Raw genomic sequence first — 17,570 nt, 5'->3', positions numbered from 1 at the left:
GTGGGCGACGCCCTCGTGGTCGGGGAGGCGCTCGTCGACGTCGTCACCCGGCCCGACGGGACGCTCACCGAGCACCCCGGCGGCAGTCCCGCGAACGTCGCCCTCGGCCTGGCCCGGCTCGGCCGCCCCACGCACCTGCTGACCCGGCTCGGGGACGACGACCGGGGCCGGCTGGTCCGCGAGCACCTGACCCGCTCCGGGGTCCATGTGGTCGAGGGCTCCGTCACGGCCGCGCCGACGTCGGTCGCCCGGGCGGTCCTGGACGCCGACGGCGTGGCGACGTACACCTTCGACCTGCAGTGGTCGCTGCCGCGCGTCCCGTTGCCGCCGGACCCGCTCGTCGTGCACACCGGGTCGCTGGCCGCGGTGCTCCAGCCGGGTGCCGCCACCGTGGAGCGGATCGTGCTGGGAGCCCGGCACCACGCCACGGTCAGCTACGACCCGAACCTGCGCCCGGACCTCATGGGCGCGCCGGTCGCCGTCCGACCCCAGGTCGAGGCCATGGTCGCAGCCTCGGACGTCGTCAAGCTCAGCGAGGAGGACGCCCTCTGGCTGGCGCCCGGGACCCGACCGGAGCACCTCGTCGAGCAGTGGCTCGGCACGGGGCCGGCGCTCGTCGTGCTCACCCGCGGCGCCGCGGGCGCGACCGCGGTCTGCCGGGACGGCGTGGTGGACGTGCCGAGCCCGGCGGTCGAGGTGGCGGACACCGTCGGCGCCGGGGACTCGTTCACCGCCGGGCTGCTCGACGCGCTGTGGACGGCGGGACTGCTCGGCGGGGACCGGCGGGAGGACCTGACGGCGATCGGCTGCCAGCGGCTGCGCGAGGCCGTCGAGCACGCCGCGAGGGTGGCCGCCGTGACGGTGTCCCGTCCCGGCGCGGACCCGCCGCGCCGGGAAGAGGTCGCCTGACGGGACCGGCCGGGCAACCGCACCCGCCCTCAGGCGCTCTGCCGCTCGCCGCCCCCGTTCTTCTCCTCGGCCCGCCGCTCGGCCTCCCGTGCCCGCTCCAGCGCCTCCGTGCGGGCCCGTTCGTTCTCCTCGTTGATCCGAGCCGCCTCCTGCTCGTCCCGGGTCAGGTTCTCGCCGGTCTCCGGGTCGAACAGGTGCATCCGGCGAGCGTCGAACCACAGGCGGGCGCGCTCGCCCTCGCGGACCCGGCTCATCCCGTCGAGGGAGACGACGAGCTGGGTGCGCATCCCCTCGCCGTCGAGCTCACGGTCGAGCTCCTCGAGCTTGTCCTGCACCTGCGGGTCCGGCTCGAACGGCAGGTAGGCGTACAGCGAGTCCCCGAGCCACTCGGTGACGTCGACGTCCGCCTCGAACACGACCCCCCGGCTCTGCTTGTTCTCGTCCAGGACGCTGGCGTCCTCGAAGTGCTCGGGACGGACCCCGACGATGACGAGGTCGCGTCCACCGACGCGCTCGGCGACGTCCGGAGCGAGCTCGACGTCGACGAACGGCAGGTGCAGGGTGCGGCCCTCCACCCGCCCGGGCATGAAGTTCATCGGCGGTGACCCGATGAACCCGGCGACGAAGAGGTTCACCGGCTGCTCGTACAGCTCCCGCGGGCTGGCGACCTGCTGCAGGACCCCGGCTCGCAGCACGGCCACCCGGTCGCCGAGCGTCATCGCCTCGGTCTGGTCGTGGGTGACGTAGACGGTCGTCGTCCCCAGCCGGCGCTGCATCCGGGCGATCTCGGTGCGCATCTGCCCACGCAGCTTGGCGTCGAGGTTCGACAGCGGCTCGTCGAACAGGAACGCGTCGGCGTCCCGCACGATGGCCCGGCCCATCGCGACCCGCTGGCGCTGGCCGCCGGAGAGGTTGGCCGGCTTGCGGTCGAGGTGCTCGTTGAGCTCGAGCAGGTCGGCGGCGCGCTGCACCTTGGCCCGGATCTCCTCCTCGCTGTGCTTGCCCCTGGCCAGTCGGAGCGGGAAGGCGATGTTCTCGAAGACGGTCAGGTGCGGGTACAGCGCGTAGTTCTGGAACACCATCGACAGGTTCCGCTCGCGCGGCGCCTTCTCGTTGACGCGCTTGCCGTCGATGAGCAGCTCGCCGTCGCTGATGTCCTCCAGACCGACGATCATCCGCAGCAGGGTGGACTTGCCGCAGCCGGACGGGCCGACGAGGATCATGAACTCGCCGTCGGCGATGTCGAGGTTGACGTCCTTCACGGCCTTGAAGCCGTCGCCGTAGACCTTCTCGATGTGCTTGAGCTCGATCGCTGCCATGGTCCGCTACTCCTTGTCCGAGGGTGTCGCCCGGGGCGTCGGGCGTCAGCCCTTGACCGCACCGTTGGTCAGGCCGGCGACGATGCGCCGCTGGAAGATGAGGACGAGCACGACCACGGGGATCGTGACGATCACCGCCGCGGCCGAGATCGCGCCGGTCGGTTCCTCGAACTGGGACGCCCCGGTGAACAGCGCCAGCGCGGCGGGCACCGGCCGGGAGGCCTCGGTCGAGGTGAGCGAGATGCCGTAGACGAAGTCGTTCCAGGCGATGAAGAACGCGATGATCGCGGTGGTGAACACCCCGGGCGCCGCGAGCGGGACGATGACCTTGCGGAAGGCCTGCCACGAGGTCGCGCCGTCGACCTGGGCCGCCTGCTCCATCTCCCAGGGGATCTCCCGGAAGAACGCCGACAGCGTCCAGATCGAGATCGGCAGGGTCAGCGACATGTACGGGATGATCAGACCCGGCCAGGTGTCGTAGAGCCCGATCGTCCGCCACACGTTGAACAGCGGGGTCACGATGGAGATCACCGGGAAGATGGCGACCGCCAGGGCGGTGGTGAGGATCACCTTCTTGCCGGGGAAGTCGAGCCGCGCGATCGCGTACGCCGCGAACATCGCCAGGACCACCGCGATGAGCGTGGCGATGAGCGAGATCCCGATCGAGTTCCGCAGCGCCGGCAGGAAGAGGTCGGACGCCGACCCGCTGAGGATGAGCTCGTAGTTCTCCGTCGTCGGGTCGGGCGGCAGGAACGTCTGCGAGGACAGGTCCGCGCCGCGCTTGAGGCTCAGCGAGACGATCCAGGCGACGGGGACGAGCGCGTAGGCGACGATCAGCAGACCGACCACCCACCACAGGACCTTCTCCCTCGTGGAGTAGTTCTGCGAGTCCATCTACTTCTCCCCCCTCGCCTGGGACAGGTCCACCTTGAAGATCTTGATGAAGCCCAGCGCGATGGCCACCACCGAGAGGAACAGCAGCACCGAGTACGCCGAGCCCAGCCCGATCTCCAGCCGGGAGATGGTCTGCCGGTACGCGCCGAACGAGAGCGTCTCGGTGCCGGCCGCACCGCCGGTCATGATGAAGACGTTGTCGAAGATGCGGAACGCGTCCAGGGTGCGGAACAGCAGGGCGACCATGATGGCTGCCTTCATGTTCGGGATCGTCACCTTCCACATCCGCTGCCACCACGTCGCGCCGTCGACCTTGGCCGCCTCCTGCAGGTCCTCCGGGACCTGGGCCAGGCCGGAGAGGATGAGCAGAGAGATGAACGGCGTGGTCTTCCAGATCTCCGACATCATGATCACCGAGACCGCGGTGGGGAAGCTGGCGAACCAGTCGGTGCCCTCCAGGCCGAAGGTCGGGTTGACGAAGCCGCTGGTGATGTCGAACGCGAAGAACCACGCGAACGCGGAGACCACGGTGATGATCGCGTAGGGGATGAGGATGGCGGTGCGCAGCACCGGCCGGATCGTGCTCAGCGCCTTCATCATGACCAGCGCGAGCGCGAAACCGAGCACCAGCTCGACGAGCACGGTCACCACCGTGATGAGCACGGTCACCCCGAACGCGTTCCACCACACCGGGTCAGTGAGGATGACCGCGTAGTTGTTGAGGCCGACGAACCGCCGGGACTCCGGGTCGGTGAGCCGGTAGGCGAACAGCGAGTCGTACATCGCCTGCAGGATCGGGTAGGCGGTGACGGCGAGCATGACGACGAACGCCGGGCCGGCGAGCATCCAGCCCAGCCGGCGCTCGCCGCGAGCGCGGTCGGAGCGCAGCCTGCGCACCGTCCGGTCGGCCTGCTCGCTCTCGGCCTCGCCGTGCGGCGGCTGCTTGGCCAGTGTGCTCACAGCAGCGCCTCCCCTCTCAGGACGTCGGTGATGAGCTCCTCGGAGCGCTCCGGGGTGGTCTGCGGATCCACTGACGACGGCGGCTGCCACGTGCGCTGGATCCCGACGGAGATCTCGTTGTAGTACGGCGTCTGCGGCCGCGGGGCGGCGTTCTCCAGCGACTCCCGGATGGTCTCGGCCATCGGGTACTGCTCGACGACCTCGGGGTCGTCGTAGACGGAGGCCTTGGCGGGCGGGTTGCCGTCGGACAGGAAGTACTGCTTCTGGTGCTCCGCCTGGACGATGCAGCGACCTGCCTCGAACGCCAGGTCGACGTTCTCACTCAGCGCGCTCACCCCGATGTTGATGCCGCCGTAGGGGGGACGCGACTCCTCTCCCTCCACCGCGCGCGGGTACACCGCCCAGCCGTAGTCCTCGAACTCGGAGCGCTCCAGGTTGCCGGCCTCCACGTACCCGGCCGCCCGCTGGTAGACGAACGGCCAGTTCACCATGAACCCGGCGTCCTCGCTCTCGAACATCGAGGCGTTGATGTCCTCGTTCGCGGTGGCGAGCTGCGGGCCGCCGACACCGGAGTCGGCGATGTCCTCGATGATCTCGGCGGCTCGGCGTCCGGCCTCCGAGGCGATCCCCAGCTCGTACTCGGTGGCCTCGGCCTCGGGGTTCTCCAGGATCTGCCCGCCGGCCGACTCGATGAGGGCGTTGACCCACACCGTCATCGACTCCGCCCGGGTGCCCTGGACGGCGACCGTCGTCCCGGTCTGCTCCGCGGCGTCGACGACCTGCTCCCAGGTGACCGGCTGCTCCATGTCGAGCCCGGCCTCCTCGGCGACGGACTGGCGGTACCACAGCAGCTGCGTGTTCGCCCAGAACGGCAGGGTGACGAGCTCGTCCTTCCAGGTGGCGCCGGCCAGGGCGCCCTCGACGACGTCCTCGGTCACCTCCTCGGCGACGTCCGGGGGGACGTCGGCGAGGTAGCCGGCGGCGGCGAACTCCGGGATGAACGGCGGGTCCAGGCTCATCAGGTCGACGGAGGTGTCGTTGCCGGCCAGGCGCCGGACGAGCTGCTCGCGCTGACCGGGGGCGTCCCGCGGCAGCCGCTGCAGGTCGATCTGGTACGCCCCGCCGGACTCCTCGGTGCACTGCTCGGCGATCCGCTCCTGCCCGCCGGCGTCCGGGTTGACGTACCAGGTGAGCGTCGGGGGACCACCCGCCTCACCACCGCACGCCGTGAGGGTGAGCAGGGCACCGACGGCGACCGCGGCCGCCCCCGCCCCGCTGCGTCCCGAAGGTCGTCGTGCCACGAGTCCCCTCCTCGCCAGCCGTCGGCCACCCGGCGTCGTCGCCGGTGTGTCCCCCGGTCCTACCGCCCGCGACGTCCGTGCGCCACCCGGACGCCGGTACCGTCCCACCGGTGAACGACCCGAGCCCCCCGCTGGAGCGGGCGCTGGTGGCGCTGCGCGACAGCGCATCGGACCTGCCGGAGCACGTCGTCGAGCAGCTCGTCGACCGCTGGCACAGGTGGGGCCCGGACGTCCTCGACGGCCTCGCCGACGTCTACCCGGACGCCGAGGAGCTCACCGCGCGGGTAGCCGCCCGGGTCGGGGCCGCCGCGGCCGCCCGACGGCCGGCGCTGCGTCACCGGGACGCCCAGCGGCTGCTGCGCCCTGACTGGTTCCAGCAGCCGGACGTCGTCGGCTACGTCGCCTACGCCGACCGGTTCGCCGGCACCCTGCGCGGGGTCGCGGACCGGATCGGCTACCTGCGCGAGCTCGGGGTCGGCTACCTGCACCTCATGCCGCTGCTGGCGACGCGCACGGACGTCGACCCGTCCGCCGAGGGCGGTGACGACGGCGGCTACGCGGTCGCCGACTACCGGCGGGTCCGTCCGCACCTGGGGACGGTGCAGGACCTGGCCGACCTCGCGGACCGGCTGCACGAGGCCGGCATCTCGCTGACGGTCGACCTCGTCCTCAACCATGTCGCCCGCGAGCACGAGTGGGCGGTCGGCGCCCGCGCAGGCGACGAACGGCTCAGCCGGTTCTTCCACGTGTTCGCCGACCGGACGACGCCGGCCGCCTACGAGCGGACCCTGCCGGAGGTGTTCCCCGACTTCGCCCCCGGCTCCTTCACCCACGACCCTGATCTCCTCGGCGGCCGCGGCGGCTGGGTGTGGACGACGTTCAACTCCTTCCAGTGGGACCTCAACTGGGCCAACCCCGAGGTGCTGCTGGAGATGCTGGGAGTCGTGCTGGACCTGGCGAACCTCGGCGTCGACGTCCTGCGCCTGGACGCGGTCGCCTTCATCTGGAAGCGGATGGGCACCGACTGCCAGGGGCAGCCGGAGGTCCACGCGATCGTCCAGGCGCTACGGGCGGCGACCCGGGTGGCGGCCCCGAGCGTCGTGTTCAAGGCCGAGGCGATCGTGGCGCCGGACCGGCTCACCGCCTACCTGGGCACCGGTCGGCGCGCCGGCCGGGTGAGCGACCTCGCCTACCACAACTCGTTCATGGTGCAGCTGTGGTCGGCCCTCGCCACGGGGCGGGCCGACCTGGCCCGGCAGTCGTTGACGGGACGGCCGCCCAAGCCGGTCGGGACCGCGTGGGCCACCTACGTCCGGTGCCACGACGACATCGGCTGGGCGGTGGACGACGCGGACGCCGCCGCGGTGGGACTGTCCGGCTGGGCGCACCGGTCGTTCCTGTCCGCGTTCTACTCCGGCCGGTACCCCGGATCCTTCGCCCGCGGGCTGGTCTTCCAGCACAACCCGGCCACCGGTGACGCACGGATCAGCGGGTCCGCGGCCGCCCTCGCCGGGCTGGCGGCGGCGCTCGAGCACGACAGCGCCGAGGAGGTCGACCTGGCCCTCGGCCGGCTGTTCCTGCTGCACGCCGCGGTCTACGGCTTCGGCGGCGTCCCGCTGCTCTACAGCGGTGACGAGCTCGCGCACCTCGGCGACCCGCACTGGGCGGCCGAGCCCGGCCACGCGGCGGACAACCGGTGGGTGCACCGGCCGCGGATGGACTGGGCGCTCGCCGAGCAGCGGCACGACCCCGCCACGGTCCCGGGCCGGGTGTTCGCCGGGCTGCGGCACCTCGCCGCGGTCCGCGCCGGTCTGCCGTCGCTGCACGCGGCCGTCGAGTCGGTACCGCTGGACGTCGGCAACGACGCCGTGCTGGCCCTGCTGCGACGGCACGCCGCCGGGACCCTCGTCCAGCTCTACAACGTCAGCTCCGCCTGGCAGCGGGTGCCCGCCGGACGGGTCCGCGCCGCCGGGCTCCAGCGGCTGTGGGAGCACGTCTCGGGGTTCGCCCCGCACACCGAGCCGGGCGCCTCCGGCGACGAGCTGGCCGTGCCGCCGTACGCGGCGTGGTGGCTCGGTGAGCGTGACGAGGAACGCCCCCCGGGCGGCCGCGCCGCGGGCCGCCGAGGGGTGGCCGGCGCTCGAGTACGGCAGGATGCGGTGCCGTGATCGCGCCCCGGACACCCACCGAGGCCTGGCGGGCCCTCGAGGAGGGCAACGCCAGGTTCGTCCACGGCGAACCGGCCCACCCCCGGCAGGACGCGTCGCGACGGGCCGAACTCGTCGACGGCCAGCGGCCCTGGGCGCTCGTGCTGGGCTGCTCGGACTCCCGCGTCGCCGCCGAGACCGTCTTCGACCAGGGCCTGGGTGACCTGTTCGTCGTCCGCACGGCCGGGCACGTGCTCGACAGCGGCGTCCTGGGGTCCGTCGAGTTCGGCGTCGACGTACTCGGCATCCCGCTCGTCGTCGTCCTCGGCCACGACGGTTGCGGCGCGGTGGCGGCGACCGTCGAGGCGGTCGAGTCCGGTGTCCTGCCCGGTGGCTACGTCCGGGACGTCGTCGAACGCGTGCTGCCGTCGGTGCTGACCGGCCGGCGCGGCGGCGCCACCGACCTGCACGGCCTGGTCGCCGAGCACGTCCGGCACACCGCCCGGCTCCTCGCGGAGCGGTCCGTGGTGCTCTCCGACGCCCTGGAGGCGAGGCGCTGCGCGGTCATCGGCCTCACCTACGCCCTGGCCGACGGACGGACCCGGCTCGTCGACGGCGTCGGTGACCTCACCGACTGACCAGCCGGCCGCGCCGGTGGAGCTGGCCCGCGCCGACGGCGTCCTCGGCGAGCTCGTCCTGCGCCGTCGCCGGATCGACGGGCGGGCCGCCGTCGAGCTGGTGAGCAACGGCGTCCTGCTGATGGACTCGGCGGACACCTCCACCGAGCGGCGCCTCGCCGCCGAGGTGCTCGCCCGGGTCGACGCGCCGGCCCCGCACCTGCTCGTCGGCGGGCTGGGGCTGGGGTACACCGTCGCCGCCGCCCTCGCCGATCCCCGACCGGTGCGGGTCACCGTCGTGGAGGTCGAGCCGGACGTCGTGCGCTGGGTGGGCGCCGGACTCGTCCCCGACCACCCGGACCTGCTCGCCCACCCGCGTGTCGACGTCCTCGTCGGTGACGTCGCCGACGTGCTCGGCCAGGTGCCTCCCGGGTCCCTGGACGCCGTCCTGCTGGACGTCGACAACGGCCCGCACTTCCTCGTGCACCCGGGCAACGCGCGGGTCTACGGCAGCGGGGTGCTCGACGTGGCCCGGGCGGCGCTGCGCCCGGGCGGGCTGCTCGCCGTGTGGTCGGGCCACGAGGCACCCGACCTGGCCGAGCGGCTGGTGCGCGTCTGCGGGCGCTGCGACGTCGAACGGCTCACGGTGCGACGGTCCGGGCGCGAACTGGAGTACCTGCTCTACCTCGGCGGGACGCCGAGAAGCCGCGGCACGCGGCGCCGGTAGGCCTCGTACTCGGCGCCGAAGCGCTCCAGCAGCGCCTGCTCCTCCTTGCCGGACTTGACGTGCAGCACGACCGCGAGCGACGTCCAGGCGGCCAGCGGCCGCACCCGGCGTCGCAGCACGGCGACCCCGAGCCCGCCGACGAGCAGGCCGGCGTAGATCGGGTTGCGGCTCACCGCGTACGGGCCGCTGGTGAGCAGCCGGCCCTGCCTCGGCGGGGCGATCCACGGGGAGAGCTGGCGGCCCTGGGCGCGGGCGCCGGCCTCGGCGAGCTCGCCACCGGCGGCGGTCAGCACGCCTGCCCCGGCGGCGGCCGCGGCGGGCAGCCGCCAGCGCGGCCGGCCCGGCCAGGCGAGCACGGCCAGCGCGGTGAACTGGCTGGCGACGAGGGGGTACCGGGAATCCACGGACCCCACCCTGGCACGCCGCAACGGCACCGGCCACGATGAGCACATGACGAACGAGGCGACGCCCGAGGCGCAGGAGTACCGGATCGAGCACGACACGATGGGCGAGGTGCGGGTGCCGGCATCGGCGCTGTACCGGGCGCAGACCCAGCGGGCGGTGGAGAACTTCCCCATCAGCGGCAGCCGGCTGGAGCGTGGGCTCATCGAGGCACTGGCCCGGGTGAAGAAGGCGGCCGCACGAGCCAACGCCGAGCTCGGCGTCCTGGAGCCGGACCTGGCCGACGCCGTGGCGCAGGCCGCTGACGAGGTGGCCCGGGGCCTGCACGACGAGCACTTCCCCGTCGACGTGTTCCAGACCGGCTCCGGGACGTCGTCGAACATGAACGCCAACGAGGTCATCGCCACCCTGGCGAGCCGGCGGCTAGGCCGGGACGTCCACCCCAACGACCACGTGAACGCCTCGCAGTCGAGCAACGACACCTTCCCGACGTCGGTGCACGTGGCGGCCACGGCGGGCGTCGTCCGCGACCTCGTCCCGGCCCTGGAGCACCTCGCGAGCACGCTGCGCGCCAAGGCCGACGAGCTCATGGACGTGGTCAAGTCCGGGCGCACCCACCTCATGGACGCCACCCCGGTCACGCTGGGCCAGGAGCTCGGCGGCTACGCCGCCGCGGTCGAGCACGGCATCGAGCGACTGCACGCGGCGCTGCCGCGGGTCGCCGAGGTGCCGCTCGGCGGGACCGCGGTCGGCACCGGCATCAACACCCCTGCCGGCTTCCCCCAGCGGGTGATCGAGCTGCTGGCGCAGGAGACCGGCCTGCCGATCACCGAGGCCCGTGACCACTTCGAGGCCCAGGGCGCCCGGGACGGGCTGGTCGAGCTGTCCGGCGTCCTGCGGGTCATCGCCGTGAGCCTCACCAAGGTGTGCAACGACCTGCGCTGGATGGGCTCGGGGCCGAACACCGGGCTCGCCGAGCTGCGCATCCCGGACCTGCAGCCCGGCTCGTCGATCATGCCCGGGAAGGTGAACCCGGTTGTCCCCGAGGCGGTGCTCATGGTGTGCGCCCAGGTCGTCGGCAACGACGCCACCGTGGCCTGGGCCGGCGCCTCCGGGTCCTTCGAGCTCAACGTCATGATCCCGGTGATGGCGCGCAACGTGCTGGAGTCGGTACGGCTGCTGGCCAACGCCTCCCGCGTGCTCGCCGACCGCACCGTCGCCGGCCTGGAGGCGGACGTCGAGCGCTGCCGCCGCTACGCCGAGGCGTCGCCGTCCGTGGTCACCCCCCTGAACCGGATCATCGGCTACGAGGCCGCCGCCAAGATCGCCAAGCACGCGGTGACCGCCGGGACGACGATCCGCGAGGCCGTGGCCGACCTCGGCTTCGTCGAGCGGGGCGAGATCACCGCAGAGCAGCTGGACGCCGCGCTCGACGTCCTGGCGATGACGCGGCCACCGCAGTCCTGAGCCACGGCCTACTCGCTACAGCGTGATCTGCTCCAGCATCTCCGTGACGAGGGCGGCGACGGGGGACCGCTCGCTGCGGGTGAGTGTGACGTGCGCGAACAGCGGGTGCCCCTTGAGCGCCTCGATGACCGCGGCGACGCCGTCGTGCCGGCCGACACGGAGGTTGTCTCGCTGCGCGACGTCGTGGGTGAGGACAACCCTGCTGTTCTGCCCGATCCGGCTCAGCACGGTGAGCAGCACGTTGCGCTCGAGGGACTGCGCCTCGTCGACGATGACGAACGCGTCGTGCAGGCTGCGGCCGCGGATGTGGGTGAGCGGCAGCACCTCGAGCATCCCCCGGTCGAGCACCTCCTCGATCACCTCGCGGCCGACGAGGGCGTCGAGGGTGTCGAACACGGCCTGCCCCCACGGGTTCATCTTCTCGGCCTCGGAGCCCGGGAGGTAGCCGAGGTCCTGACCGCCCACCGCGTACAGCGGGCGGAAGACGACGACCTTGCGGTGCTGGCGGCGCTCGAGCACGGACTCCAGGCCGGCGCACAGCGCGAGCGCGGACTTGCCGGTGCCCGCGCGGCCGCCGAGCGAGACGATCCCCACCTCGGGGTCCAGGAGCAGGTCGATGGCGATGCGCTGCTCGGCGCTGCGTCCGTGCACCCCGAGGACCCCCCGGTCACCGCGCACGAGACGGACCTGCTTGTCGGGGCCCACCCGTCCCAGGGCCGAACCACGTGGTGAGAGCAGCACGAGGCCGGTGTGGCAGGGCAGGTCACGGGCCTCGTGGAGGTCCAGGCGCTCGTGCTCGTACAGGTCGGCCATCTGCTCGGCGGTGACGTCGAGCTCCGCCGTACCCGTCCACCCGGAGTCGACCGCGAGCTCGGCGCGGTACTCCTCCGCCGCCAGGCCGACCGCGGCCGCCTTGACCCGCATCGGCAGGTCCTTGGACACCACGGTGACGTCGTGTCCCTCGGTCGCGAGGTTCTTCGCGACCGCGAGGATGCGACTGTCGTTGTCCCCGAGGCGGAAGCCGGCCGGCAGCCCGTTCGGGTCGGTGTGGTTGAGCTCGACCCGCACGGTGCCTCCGTCGTCCCCGACCGGCAGGGGCGCGTCGAGACGACCGTGCTGCACCCGCAGGTCGTCGAGCAGCCGCAGGGCCTCGCGGGCGAAGTAACCGAGTTCGCTGTGGTGGCGCTTGCCCTCCAGCTCGGTGATCACCACGACCGGCAGCACGACCTCGTGCTCGGCGAAGCGCAGCATCGCGCGGGGGTCGGACAGCAGGACGGAGGTGTCCAGGACGTACGTGCGGCGCTCAGGACGGCGGGTCGTGGCCACTGCAGCTCCCTGTCCGGCGCGGACGCGCCGGGTCACTCGCGGTCGGGGTCCGGTCGGCCCGCCGTCAGGGACGGCGGCCGGGTCCGGCCCGCCTCCCGGAGCACAGATCGCTCCATCGATGGGCCTCCCGCTCGGGCGGCACCGGACCGCCCGACCTCACCGACGCTAGCCGTGGTCCGGACCGGTGTGGTGCGCAACACGCCGATAGCGTGTCCGCCGTGGCCAGCAGCCTGTACCTCGCCGCCTCGGAGGCCGAGAGCGGCAAGTCCGCGGTGGCCCTCGGCCTGTTCGACCTCATCACCCGGCGGGTCGGCCGGGCCGCCGTCTTCCGGCCGGTGGTCCGTGGCGGGGACGTCCCCGACCCGGTGGTCACGCTGCTGCGCGACCGGTACCGGCTCGACGTGCCCTACGAGGACTGCGTCGGGATCACCTACGACGACGTGCACGCCGACCCCGAGCGTGCCGTCGCCGACGTCCTGGCCCGCTACCGGGAGCTGGAGAAGCACAGCGACGCGGTCCTCGTCGTCGGCACGGACTTCACCGACGTCGGCGCGCCGACCGAGCTGGCGTTCAACGCCCGCCTCGCCGCCAACCTCGGCTCTCCGGTGCTGGCCGTCGTCCCCGGTGGCGGCCGCCCCGCCGAGGACGTCCACGCCGCCGCGGAGCTGACCTGCTGGACGCTGCGCTCGGAGCACGCGTCCGTCGTCGGCGTCGTCGTCAACCGGGTCGAGCCCCGGGACCTCGACGCCGTCCGGGCGGTCTTCGCCGACGGCGAGCTGAACGGTGCGCCGGTGTGGGTCCTGCCCGCGGAGCCGTTGCTCAGCGCCCCCACCGTGGGCCAGGTCGCCGCCGCCTGTGACGCCGAGCTGCTCTTCGGAGACGAGGACCTGCTGCACCGGGAGGCCCGGGGCTTCGTCGTCGCCGCGATGACGCTGCCCCGGGTGCTCGACTACCTCACCGAGGAGTCCGTCGTCATCACCCCGGGCGACCGGGAGGAGGTGCTCGTCGGGCTGCTCATGGCCGACCGTGCCGACACCTTCCCGAGCCTCAGCGGCGTCCTGCTGACCGGCGGGATCCCGCTGGACGACCCGATCCGCCGCCTCGTGGAGGGCGTCGGGTCCCCGTTGCCGGTGCTGTCCACCGCGGGGAACACCTTCGTGACCGCCCAGCGCGCCTCCGCCGTCCGGGGCGCCATCACCTCGGGCAGCGACCGGAAGGTGCAGACGGCGCTGGCCCTCGTCGAACGGCACATGGACGGGGAGGGGCTGCTCGACCGGGTCGACGTCCTGCGCAGCGACGTCGTCACCCCACTGATGTTCTCCCACGACCTGATGGAACGGGCCCGCTCGGACCGCCGGCTCATCGTGCTGCCCGAGGGGGACGACGACCGGGTGCTCCGGGCAGCGGACACGGTCCTGCGCCGCGGGATCGCCGACCTCGTCGTCCTCGGCGACCCCTCGGACGTCGCGGCGCGGGCGGCCCGGCTCGGTCTGGACCTGTCGGCGGCCCGGGTACAGGACCCGCAGGACCCGGTGCTGCGGGAGAGGCTGGCGCAGGAGTACGCCCGGCTGCGCGCCCACAAGGGCCTCACCCTGGAGGCTGCTCGGGACATCGTCGTGGACGTGTCCTACTGCGGCACGCTGATGGTCCACCTGGGGATGGCCGACGGGATGGTCTCGGGCGCCTCGCACACCACCGCGCACACGGTCCGGCCGGCGTTCGAGGTGATCGGCACCGCGCCGGGGGTCTCCGTCGTCTCCAGCGTGTTCTTCATGCTGCTGGCGGACCGGGTGCTCGTGTACGGGGACTGCGCCATCGTCCCGGACCCGACCGCCGAGCAGCTCGCCGACATCGCCGTCTCCTCGGCGCGCACCGCCCGCCAGTTCGGCGTCGAGCCACGGGTGGCGATGCTGTCGTACTCCACCGGGACGTCCGGCTCCGGGGCGGACGTCGAGAAGGTCCGGGAAGCGACCCGGCTGGCCCGGGAGCGCAGTCCTGGCCTGGACGTCGAGGGGCCCATCCAGTACGACGCGGCGGTGGACGCCGGTGTCGCCCGCACGAAGCTCCCGGACAGCACCGTCGCCGGCCGGGCCACCGTGTTCGTCTTCCCGGACCTCAACACCGGCAACAACACGTACAAGGCCGTGCAGCGCAGCGCCGGCGCGGTCGCCGTCGGTCCGGTGCTGCAGGGACTGCGCAAGCCGGTGAACGACCTGTCCCGGGGCGCCACGGTGCAGGACATCGTCGCCACCATCGCCATCACCGCCGTCCAGGCGCAGTCCGTGGGAGTGGACCGGTGAGTGGCCGGGTACTCGTGCTCAACACCGGGTCGTCGTCGGTGAAGTACTCCCTGCTCGACCCCGGCTCCGGCCACGTCGACGCCTCCGGGCTGGCCGAGCGGATCGGCGTCGGCGGCGGGCGGCTCACCCACCGGGGGCCGGACGGCGAGACGGTCACCGACCTGGACCTGCCGGATCACGAGGCGGCGCTGTCCGCCGTCCTGGAGGCCTTCGCCACCCACGGTCCCCGCCTCGCCGAGGCCGGACTGGTCGCCGTGGGCCACCGCGTCGTCCACGGCGGGAACCGGTTCTCCGCCCCGGCGAGGGTGGACGCCGAGCTCGTCGACGTCGTCCGCTCGCTCGTGCCGCTCGCGCCCCTGCACAACCCGGCGAACGTCGAGGGCCTCGAGGTCGCGCTGCGGATGCTGCCCGACGTGCCGCAGGTCGCCGTGTTCGACACCGCCTTCCACCAGAGCCTGCCGCCCGCGGCGTACACCTACGCGGTACCGCGGGAGTGGCAGCGCGACCACGGGGTCCGCCGGTACGGGTTCCACGGCACGTCGCACGCCTACGTCTCGCGGGAGGCCGCGCGCCTGCTCGACCGGCCGCCCGAGGACGTCGAGCTCATCGTGCTGCACCTCGGCAACGGGGCCAGCGCGTGCGCGGTGCGCGGTGGCCGCAGCGTGGAGACGTCGATGGGGCTGACCCCGCTCGAGGGCCTGGTCATGGGTACCCGCTCCGGGGACGTCGACCCGGCCCTGGCGGCGCACCTGCAGCGGGTGGCCGGCCTCGGCATCGACGAGGTCGACGCGGCCCTCAACCGCCGCAGCGGACTGCTGGCGCTGGCCGGGGCGAGCGACCTGCGCGAGGTGCACCGGCTGGCGGCCTCGGGTGACGTCGAGCAGGCCCGCGCCGCCGAGCTGGCCCTCGACGTGTACTGCCACCGGATCCGCAAGTACGTCGGCGCCTACTACGCCGTCCTCGGCCGGCTGGACGCCGTCGTGCTCACCGGCGGGGTCGGGGAGAACGACCAGGTGGTCCGGGAGCGCTCACTGCGGGGTCTCGAGGGGCTCGGCATCGAGCTCGACCAGGACGCGAACGCCCGGCCCGACAAGGGTGCCCGGCGGATCTCCACCGCGTCCTCGCCGGTCGCGGTGCTCGTCGTCCCGACGAACGAGGAGCTCGAGATCGCCCGCCAGACCCTCTCCCTCCTCACTTCGTGATCATGCAATCCCGCCACCCCCTCACCACGCGCACCCCGCCCGTGATCATGCAATCCCGCCACCCCCTCCCCCGCCCCCATTCGTGATCATGCAATCCCGCCACCCCCTCACCACGCGCACCCCGCCCGTGATCATGCAATCCCGCCACCCCCTCACGAGGGCGGCGACGGGGTCACAGGAGAGGGCGGGGTCTCACGCGTCCGGCACAGAATGCTGGGTTCGACGCCACTTTCACGGCGTGTCGCGCCACCAACCCAGCATTCTGCGAGCGCAAAAGGTCTCGCGCGGGGTGGCGGGATTGCATGATCACGAGTTGGGGCGGGGTAGGGGGTGGCGGGATTGCATGATCACGGCAAGGTGTGCGGGGTGGCGGGATTGCATGATCACGAGGGGGGTCAGGAGCCGAATCGGCGGTCCCGGTGGGCGTAGGCGCGCAGCGCCCGCAGGAAGTCGACCCGGCGGAAGTCGGGCCACAGCGCCTCGCAGAAGTACAGCTCGGTGTGCGCGCTCTGCCAGAGCAGGAACCCCGACAGCCGCTGCTCGCCGGAGGTCCGGATGACGAGGTCGGGGTCCGGCTGACCCTTGGTGTAGAGGTGCTCGGCGATGTGCTCGACGTCGAGCAGGCCGGCGAGCTCCTCGATCGTGGTGCCGCGGCTGGCGTGCTCGTGCAGCAGCGCTCGCACCGCGTCGGCGATCTCCCGGCGGCCGCCGTAGCCGACGGCGACGTTGACGTGCAGACCCTGGACGTCGCGGGTGGCCTCGGCGACCTCCTTGAGCCGACGGGCGGTCGCCTCCGGCAGCAGGTCCAGGGCCCCGACCGGGTGCACCCGCCAGCGGGCCGCCGCCCCGAGCCGACCGACGACCCCCTCGATCACCTCGAGCAACGCGGCAAGCTCCTCCGCGGGGCGGTTGAGGTTGTCGGTGGAGAGCATCCACAGCGTCACGACCTCGACCCCGGCCTCCTCACACCACTCGAGGAACTCCAGCACCTTCTCCGCACCGGCCTCGTGGCCGCTGCGGGTGTCGGCGCCGGAGGCGCGGGCCCAGCGCCGGTTGCCGTCGAGGATGACTCCGACGTGGCGCGGCACCCGGTCCGCAGGCAGTGAACGAGCGAGCCGGCGCTCGTACAGTCGGTACAGCGGGTGGGGTCGCGCCATGACCGTCCCGACCTCCTGCTCGCCGTGCTCGCGCGTGACACCCTCAACCTACTGCGCCGCACGCGACGCCCCTCGCGCGCTACACCTACGGGCTCGTAGGTTACTGGTCCGTAGGTTAGAGTCGGAGCATGGACCACCAGCACCGCTCCCCCGGCGAGGTCGCCCACGCCGTCGCCGACTCGGTGAAGCCGCGCCTGCGCGGCTGGTTGCACCTCGGCACGTTCCCGGTGGCCGTGGTCGTGGCGATCGTGCTCGTGGCGCTCGCCCCGGACACCCGCACCCGGGTCGCCGTCGGGATCTTCGGCACCACCGCGGCGCTGCTGTTCGGCGTCAGCGCGCTCTACCACCGTGGCACGTGGTCGCCGCGCACCAACGCGCTGCTCAAGCGGCTGGACCACTCCAACATCTTCCTGATCATCGCCGGGACGTACACGCCGTTCGCCGTGCTGCTGCTGCCAGAGGGCTCCGGCCGGGTGCTGCTGTGGATGATCTGGGGGACGGCGGTCGCCGGGGTGCTGTTCCGGGTGCTGTGGGTCGGTGCCCCACGCTGGCTCTACGTGCCGGTGTACATCGCCATGGGATGGGTGGCGGTGGCCTTCGTACCGGACTTCCTGCGCGGCGGCGGGCCGGTCGTGCTGGCTCTCGTCGTCCTGGGCGGGCTGCTCTACACCGTCGGCGGCGTCGTCTACGGCATCAAGCGGCCCAACCCGAGCCCGCGCTGGTTCGGCTTCCACGAGGTGTTCCACGCCCTCACCGTGGCGGCGTTCCTCGCCCACGTGGCCGGGGTGTCGCTCGCGGTGCTCGCCGAGCCCGGCTGAGGCGCCCGGGGCGCCCGGGGCGCT

At 72.9% G+C, this 17,570-nt stretch carries 15 protein-coding genes; 8 read left to right on the top strand and 7 right to left on the bottom strand.

All coding sequences use genetic code 11. The features are described from left to right. Complete coding sequence (locus ACFP6A_RS04635; protein ID WP_379601915.1) at positions 1-909, top strand: carbohydrate kinase; 909 nt, start codon at positions 1-3, stop codon at positions 907-909. 29 nt (positions 910-938) lie between these two features. Here ACFP6A_RS04635 and ACFP6A_RS04630 read toward each other — a convergent pair whose 3' ends face one another. Genes ACFP6A_RS04630 through ACFP6A_RS04615 form a run of 4 tightly spaced genes read right to left on the bottom strand, consistent with a single transcriptional unit; the run spans position 939 to position 5,383 of the window. Beyond that, complete coding sequence (locus ACFP6A_RS04630; protein WP_379601914.1) at positions 939-2,228, bottom strand: ABC transporter ATP-binding protein; 1,290 nt, start codon at positions 2,226-2,228, stop codon at positions 939-941. Positions 2,229-2,273: 45 nt separating this feature from the next. Further along, entirely contained in the window at positions 2,274-3,122 is an 849-nt protein-coding gene (locus tag ACFP6A_RS04625) for a carbohydrate ABC transporter permease (RefSeq protein WP_379601912.1), read from the bottom strand. Beyond that, positions 3,123-4,082 (bottom strand): carbohydrate ABC transporter permease, encoded by a 960-nt coding sequence (locus tag ACFP6A_RS04620; RefSeq protein WP_379601910.1) that lies wholly within the window; start codon positions 4,080-4,082, stop codon positions 3,123-3,125. Then, positions 4,079-5,383 (bottom strand): extracellular solute-binding protein, encoded by a 1,305-nt coding sequence (locus ACFP6A_RS04615; protein WP_379601909.1) that lies wholly within the window; start codon positions 5,381-5,383, stop codon positions 4,079-4,081. Before ACFP6A_RS04615 ends, ACFP6A_RS04620 begins: the two co-directional genes overlap by 4 nt. 110 nt (positions 5,384-5,493) lie before the next feature. Between ACFP6A_RS04615 and ACFP6A_RS04610 the strand changes: the two genes are divergently transcribed. From ACFP6A_RS04610 to ACFP6A_RS04600, 3 genes are read left to right on the top strand one after another with little or no spacing between them, the layout of a single operon-like run. Then, entirely contained in the window at positions 5,494-7,551 is a 2,058-nt protein-coding gene (locus ACFP6A_RS04610) for an alpha-amylase family protein (RefSeq protein WP_379601907.1), read from the top strand. Continuing rightward, on the top strand, positions 7,551-8,168 hold the full coding sequence (locus ACFP6A_RS04605; RefSeq protein ID WP_379602164.1) for a carbonic anhydrase: 618 nt from the start codon (positions 7,551-7,553) through the stop codon (positions 8,166-8,168). Before ACFP6A_RS04610 ends, ACFP6A_RS04605 begins: the two co-directional genes overlap by 1 nt. Further along, positions 8,152-8,874, top strand: a complete 723-nt coding sequence (locus tag ACFP6A_RS04600; RefSeq protein WP_379601905.1) for a hypothetical protein — start codon at positions 8,152-8,154, stop codon at positions 8,872-8,874. Before ACFP6A_RS04605 ends, ACFP6A_RS04600 begins: the two co-directional genes overlap by 17 nt. On the opposite strand, the gene ACFP6A_RS04595 is transcribed toward ACFP6A_RS04600, so the two are convergent. Continuing rightward, positions 8,829-9,278, bottom strand: coding sequence for a methyltransferase family protein (locus ACFP6A_RS04595; RefSeq protein ID WP_379601904.1), 450 nt, complete (start codon positions 9,276-9,278; stop codon positions 8,829-8,831). The genes ACFP6A_RS04600 and ACFP6A_RS04595 overlap by 46 nt on opposite strands. Before the next feature lie 46 nt (positions 9,279-9,324). Between ACFP6A_RS04595 and ACFP6A_RS04590 the strand changes: the two genes are divergently transcribed. Continuing rightward, positions 9,325-10,743 carry a class II fumarate hydratase gene (locus tag ACFP6A_RS04590; protein WP_379601903.1) on the top strand — a complete coding sequence of 473 codons (1,419 nt, stop codon included), beginning with the start codon at positions 9,325-9,327 and terminating at the stop codon, positions 10,741-10,743. Positions 10,744-10,758: 15 nt separating this feature from the next. Here ACFP6A_RS04590 and ACFP6A_RS04585 read toward each other — a convergent pair whose 3' ends face one another. Continuing rightward, positions 10,759-11,994, bottom strand: coding sequence for a PhoH family protein (locus tag ACFP6A_RS04585; protein ID WP_379602163.1), 1,236 nt, complete (start codon positions 11,992-11,994; stop codon positions 10,759-10,761). Between the two features lie 293 nt (positions 11,995-12,287). On the opposite strand from ACFP6A_RS04585, the gene pta reads away from it, so the two are divergent. Together pta and ACFP6A_RS04575 are read left to right on the top strand one after the other, a co-directional pair. After that, positions 12,288-14,369 carry a phosphate acetyltransferase gene (gene pta, locus ACFP6A_RS04580; protein WP_379601902.1) on the top strand — a complete coding sequence of 694 codons (2,082 nt, stop codon included), beginning with the start codon at positions 12,288-12,290 and terminating at the stop codon, positions 14,367-14,369. Beyond that, positions 14,366-15,571 carry an acetate/propionate family kinase gene (locus ACFP6A_RS04575; protein ID WP_379601901.1) on the top strand — a complete coding sequence of 402 codons (1,206 nt, stop codon included), beginning with the start codon at positions 14,366-14,368 and terminating at the stop codon, positions 15,569-15,571. The genes pta and ACFP6A_RS04575 overlap by 4 nt, the downstream gene beginning before the upstream one ends. Positions 15,572-15,966: 395 nt before the next feature. Here the strand turns inward: ACFP6A_RS04575 and ACFP6A_RS04570 are convergent, their stop codons facing one another. Beyond that, a complete protein-coding gene (locus ACFP6A_RS04570) occupies positions 15,967-16,728 on the bottom strand; it encodes an isoprenyl transferase (RefSeq protein ID WP_379601900.1) in 762 nt (253 codons plus the stop codon). A gap of 128 nt (positions 16,729-16,856) precedes the next feature. Between ACFP6A_RS04570 and ACFP6A_RS04565 the strand changes: the two genes are divergently transcribed. Continuing rightward, positions 16,857-17,546: a hemolysin III family protein gene (locus ACFP6A_RS04565; protein ID WP_379601898.1), complete on the top strand. Its 690-nt coding sequence runs from the start codon at positions 16,857-16,859 to the stop codon at positions 17,544-17,546. The last annotated feature ends 24 nt before the right edge of the window (positions 17,547-17,570 follow it).

It is taken from the genome of Quadrisphaera sp. GCM10027208 (assembly GCF_042658805.1).
Classification (GTDB): domain Bacteria; phylum Actinomycetota; class Actinomycetes; order Actinomycetales; family SCSIO-59966; genus SCSIO-59966.
The sequence above is the reverse complement of the archived record's forward strand: the minus strand, read 5'-3'. Positions and strand labels throughout refer to the sequence as shown.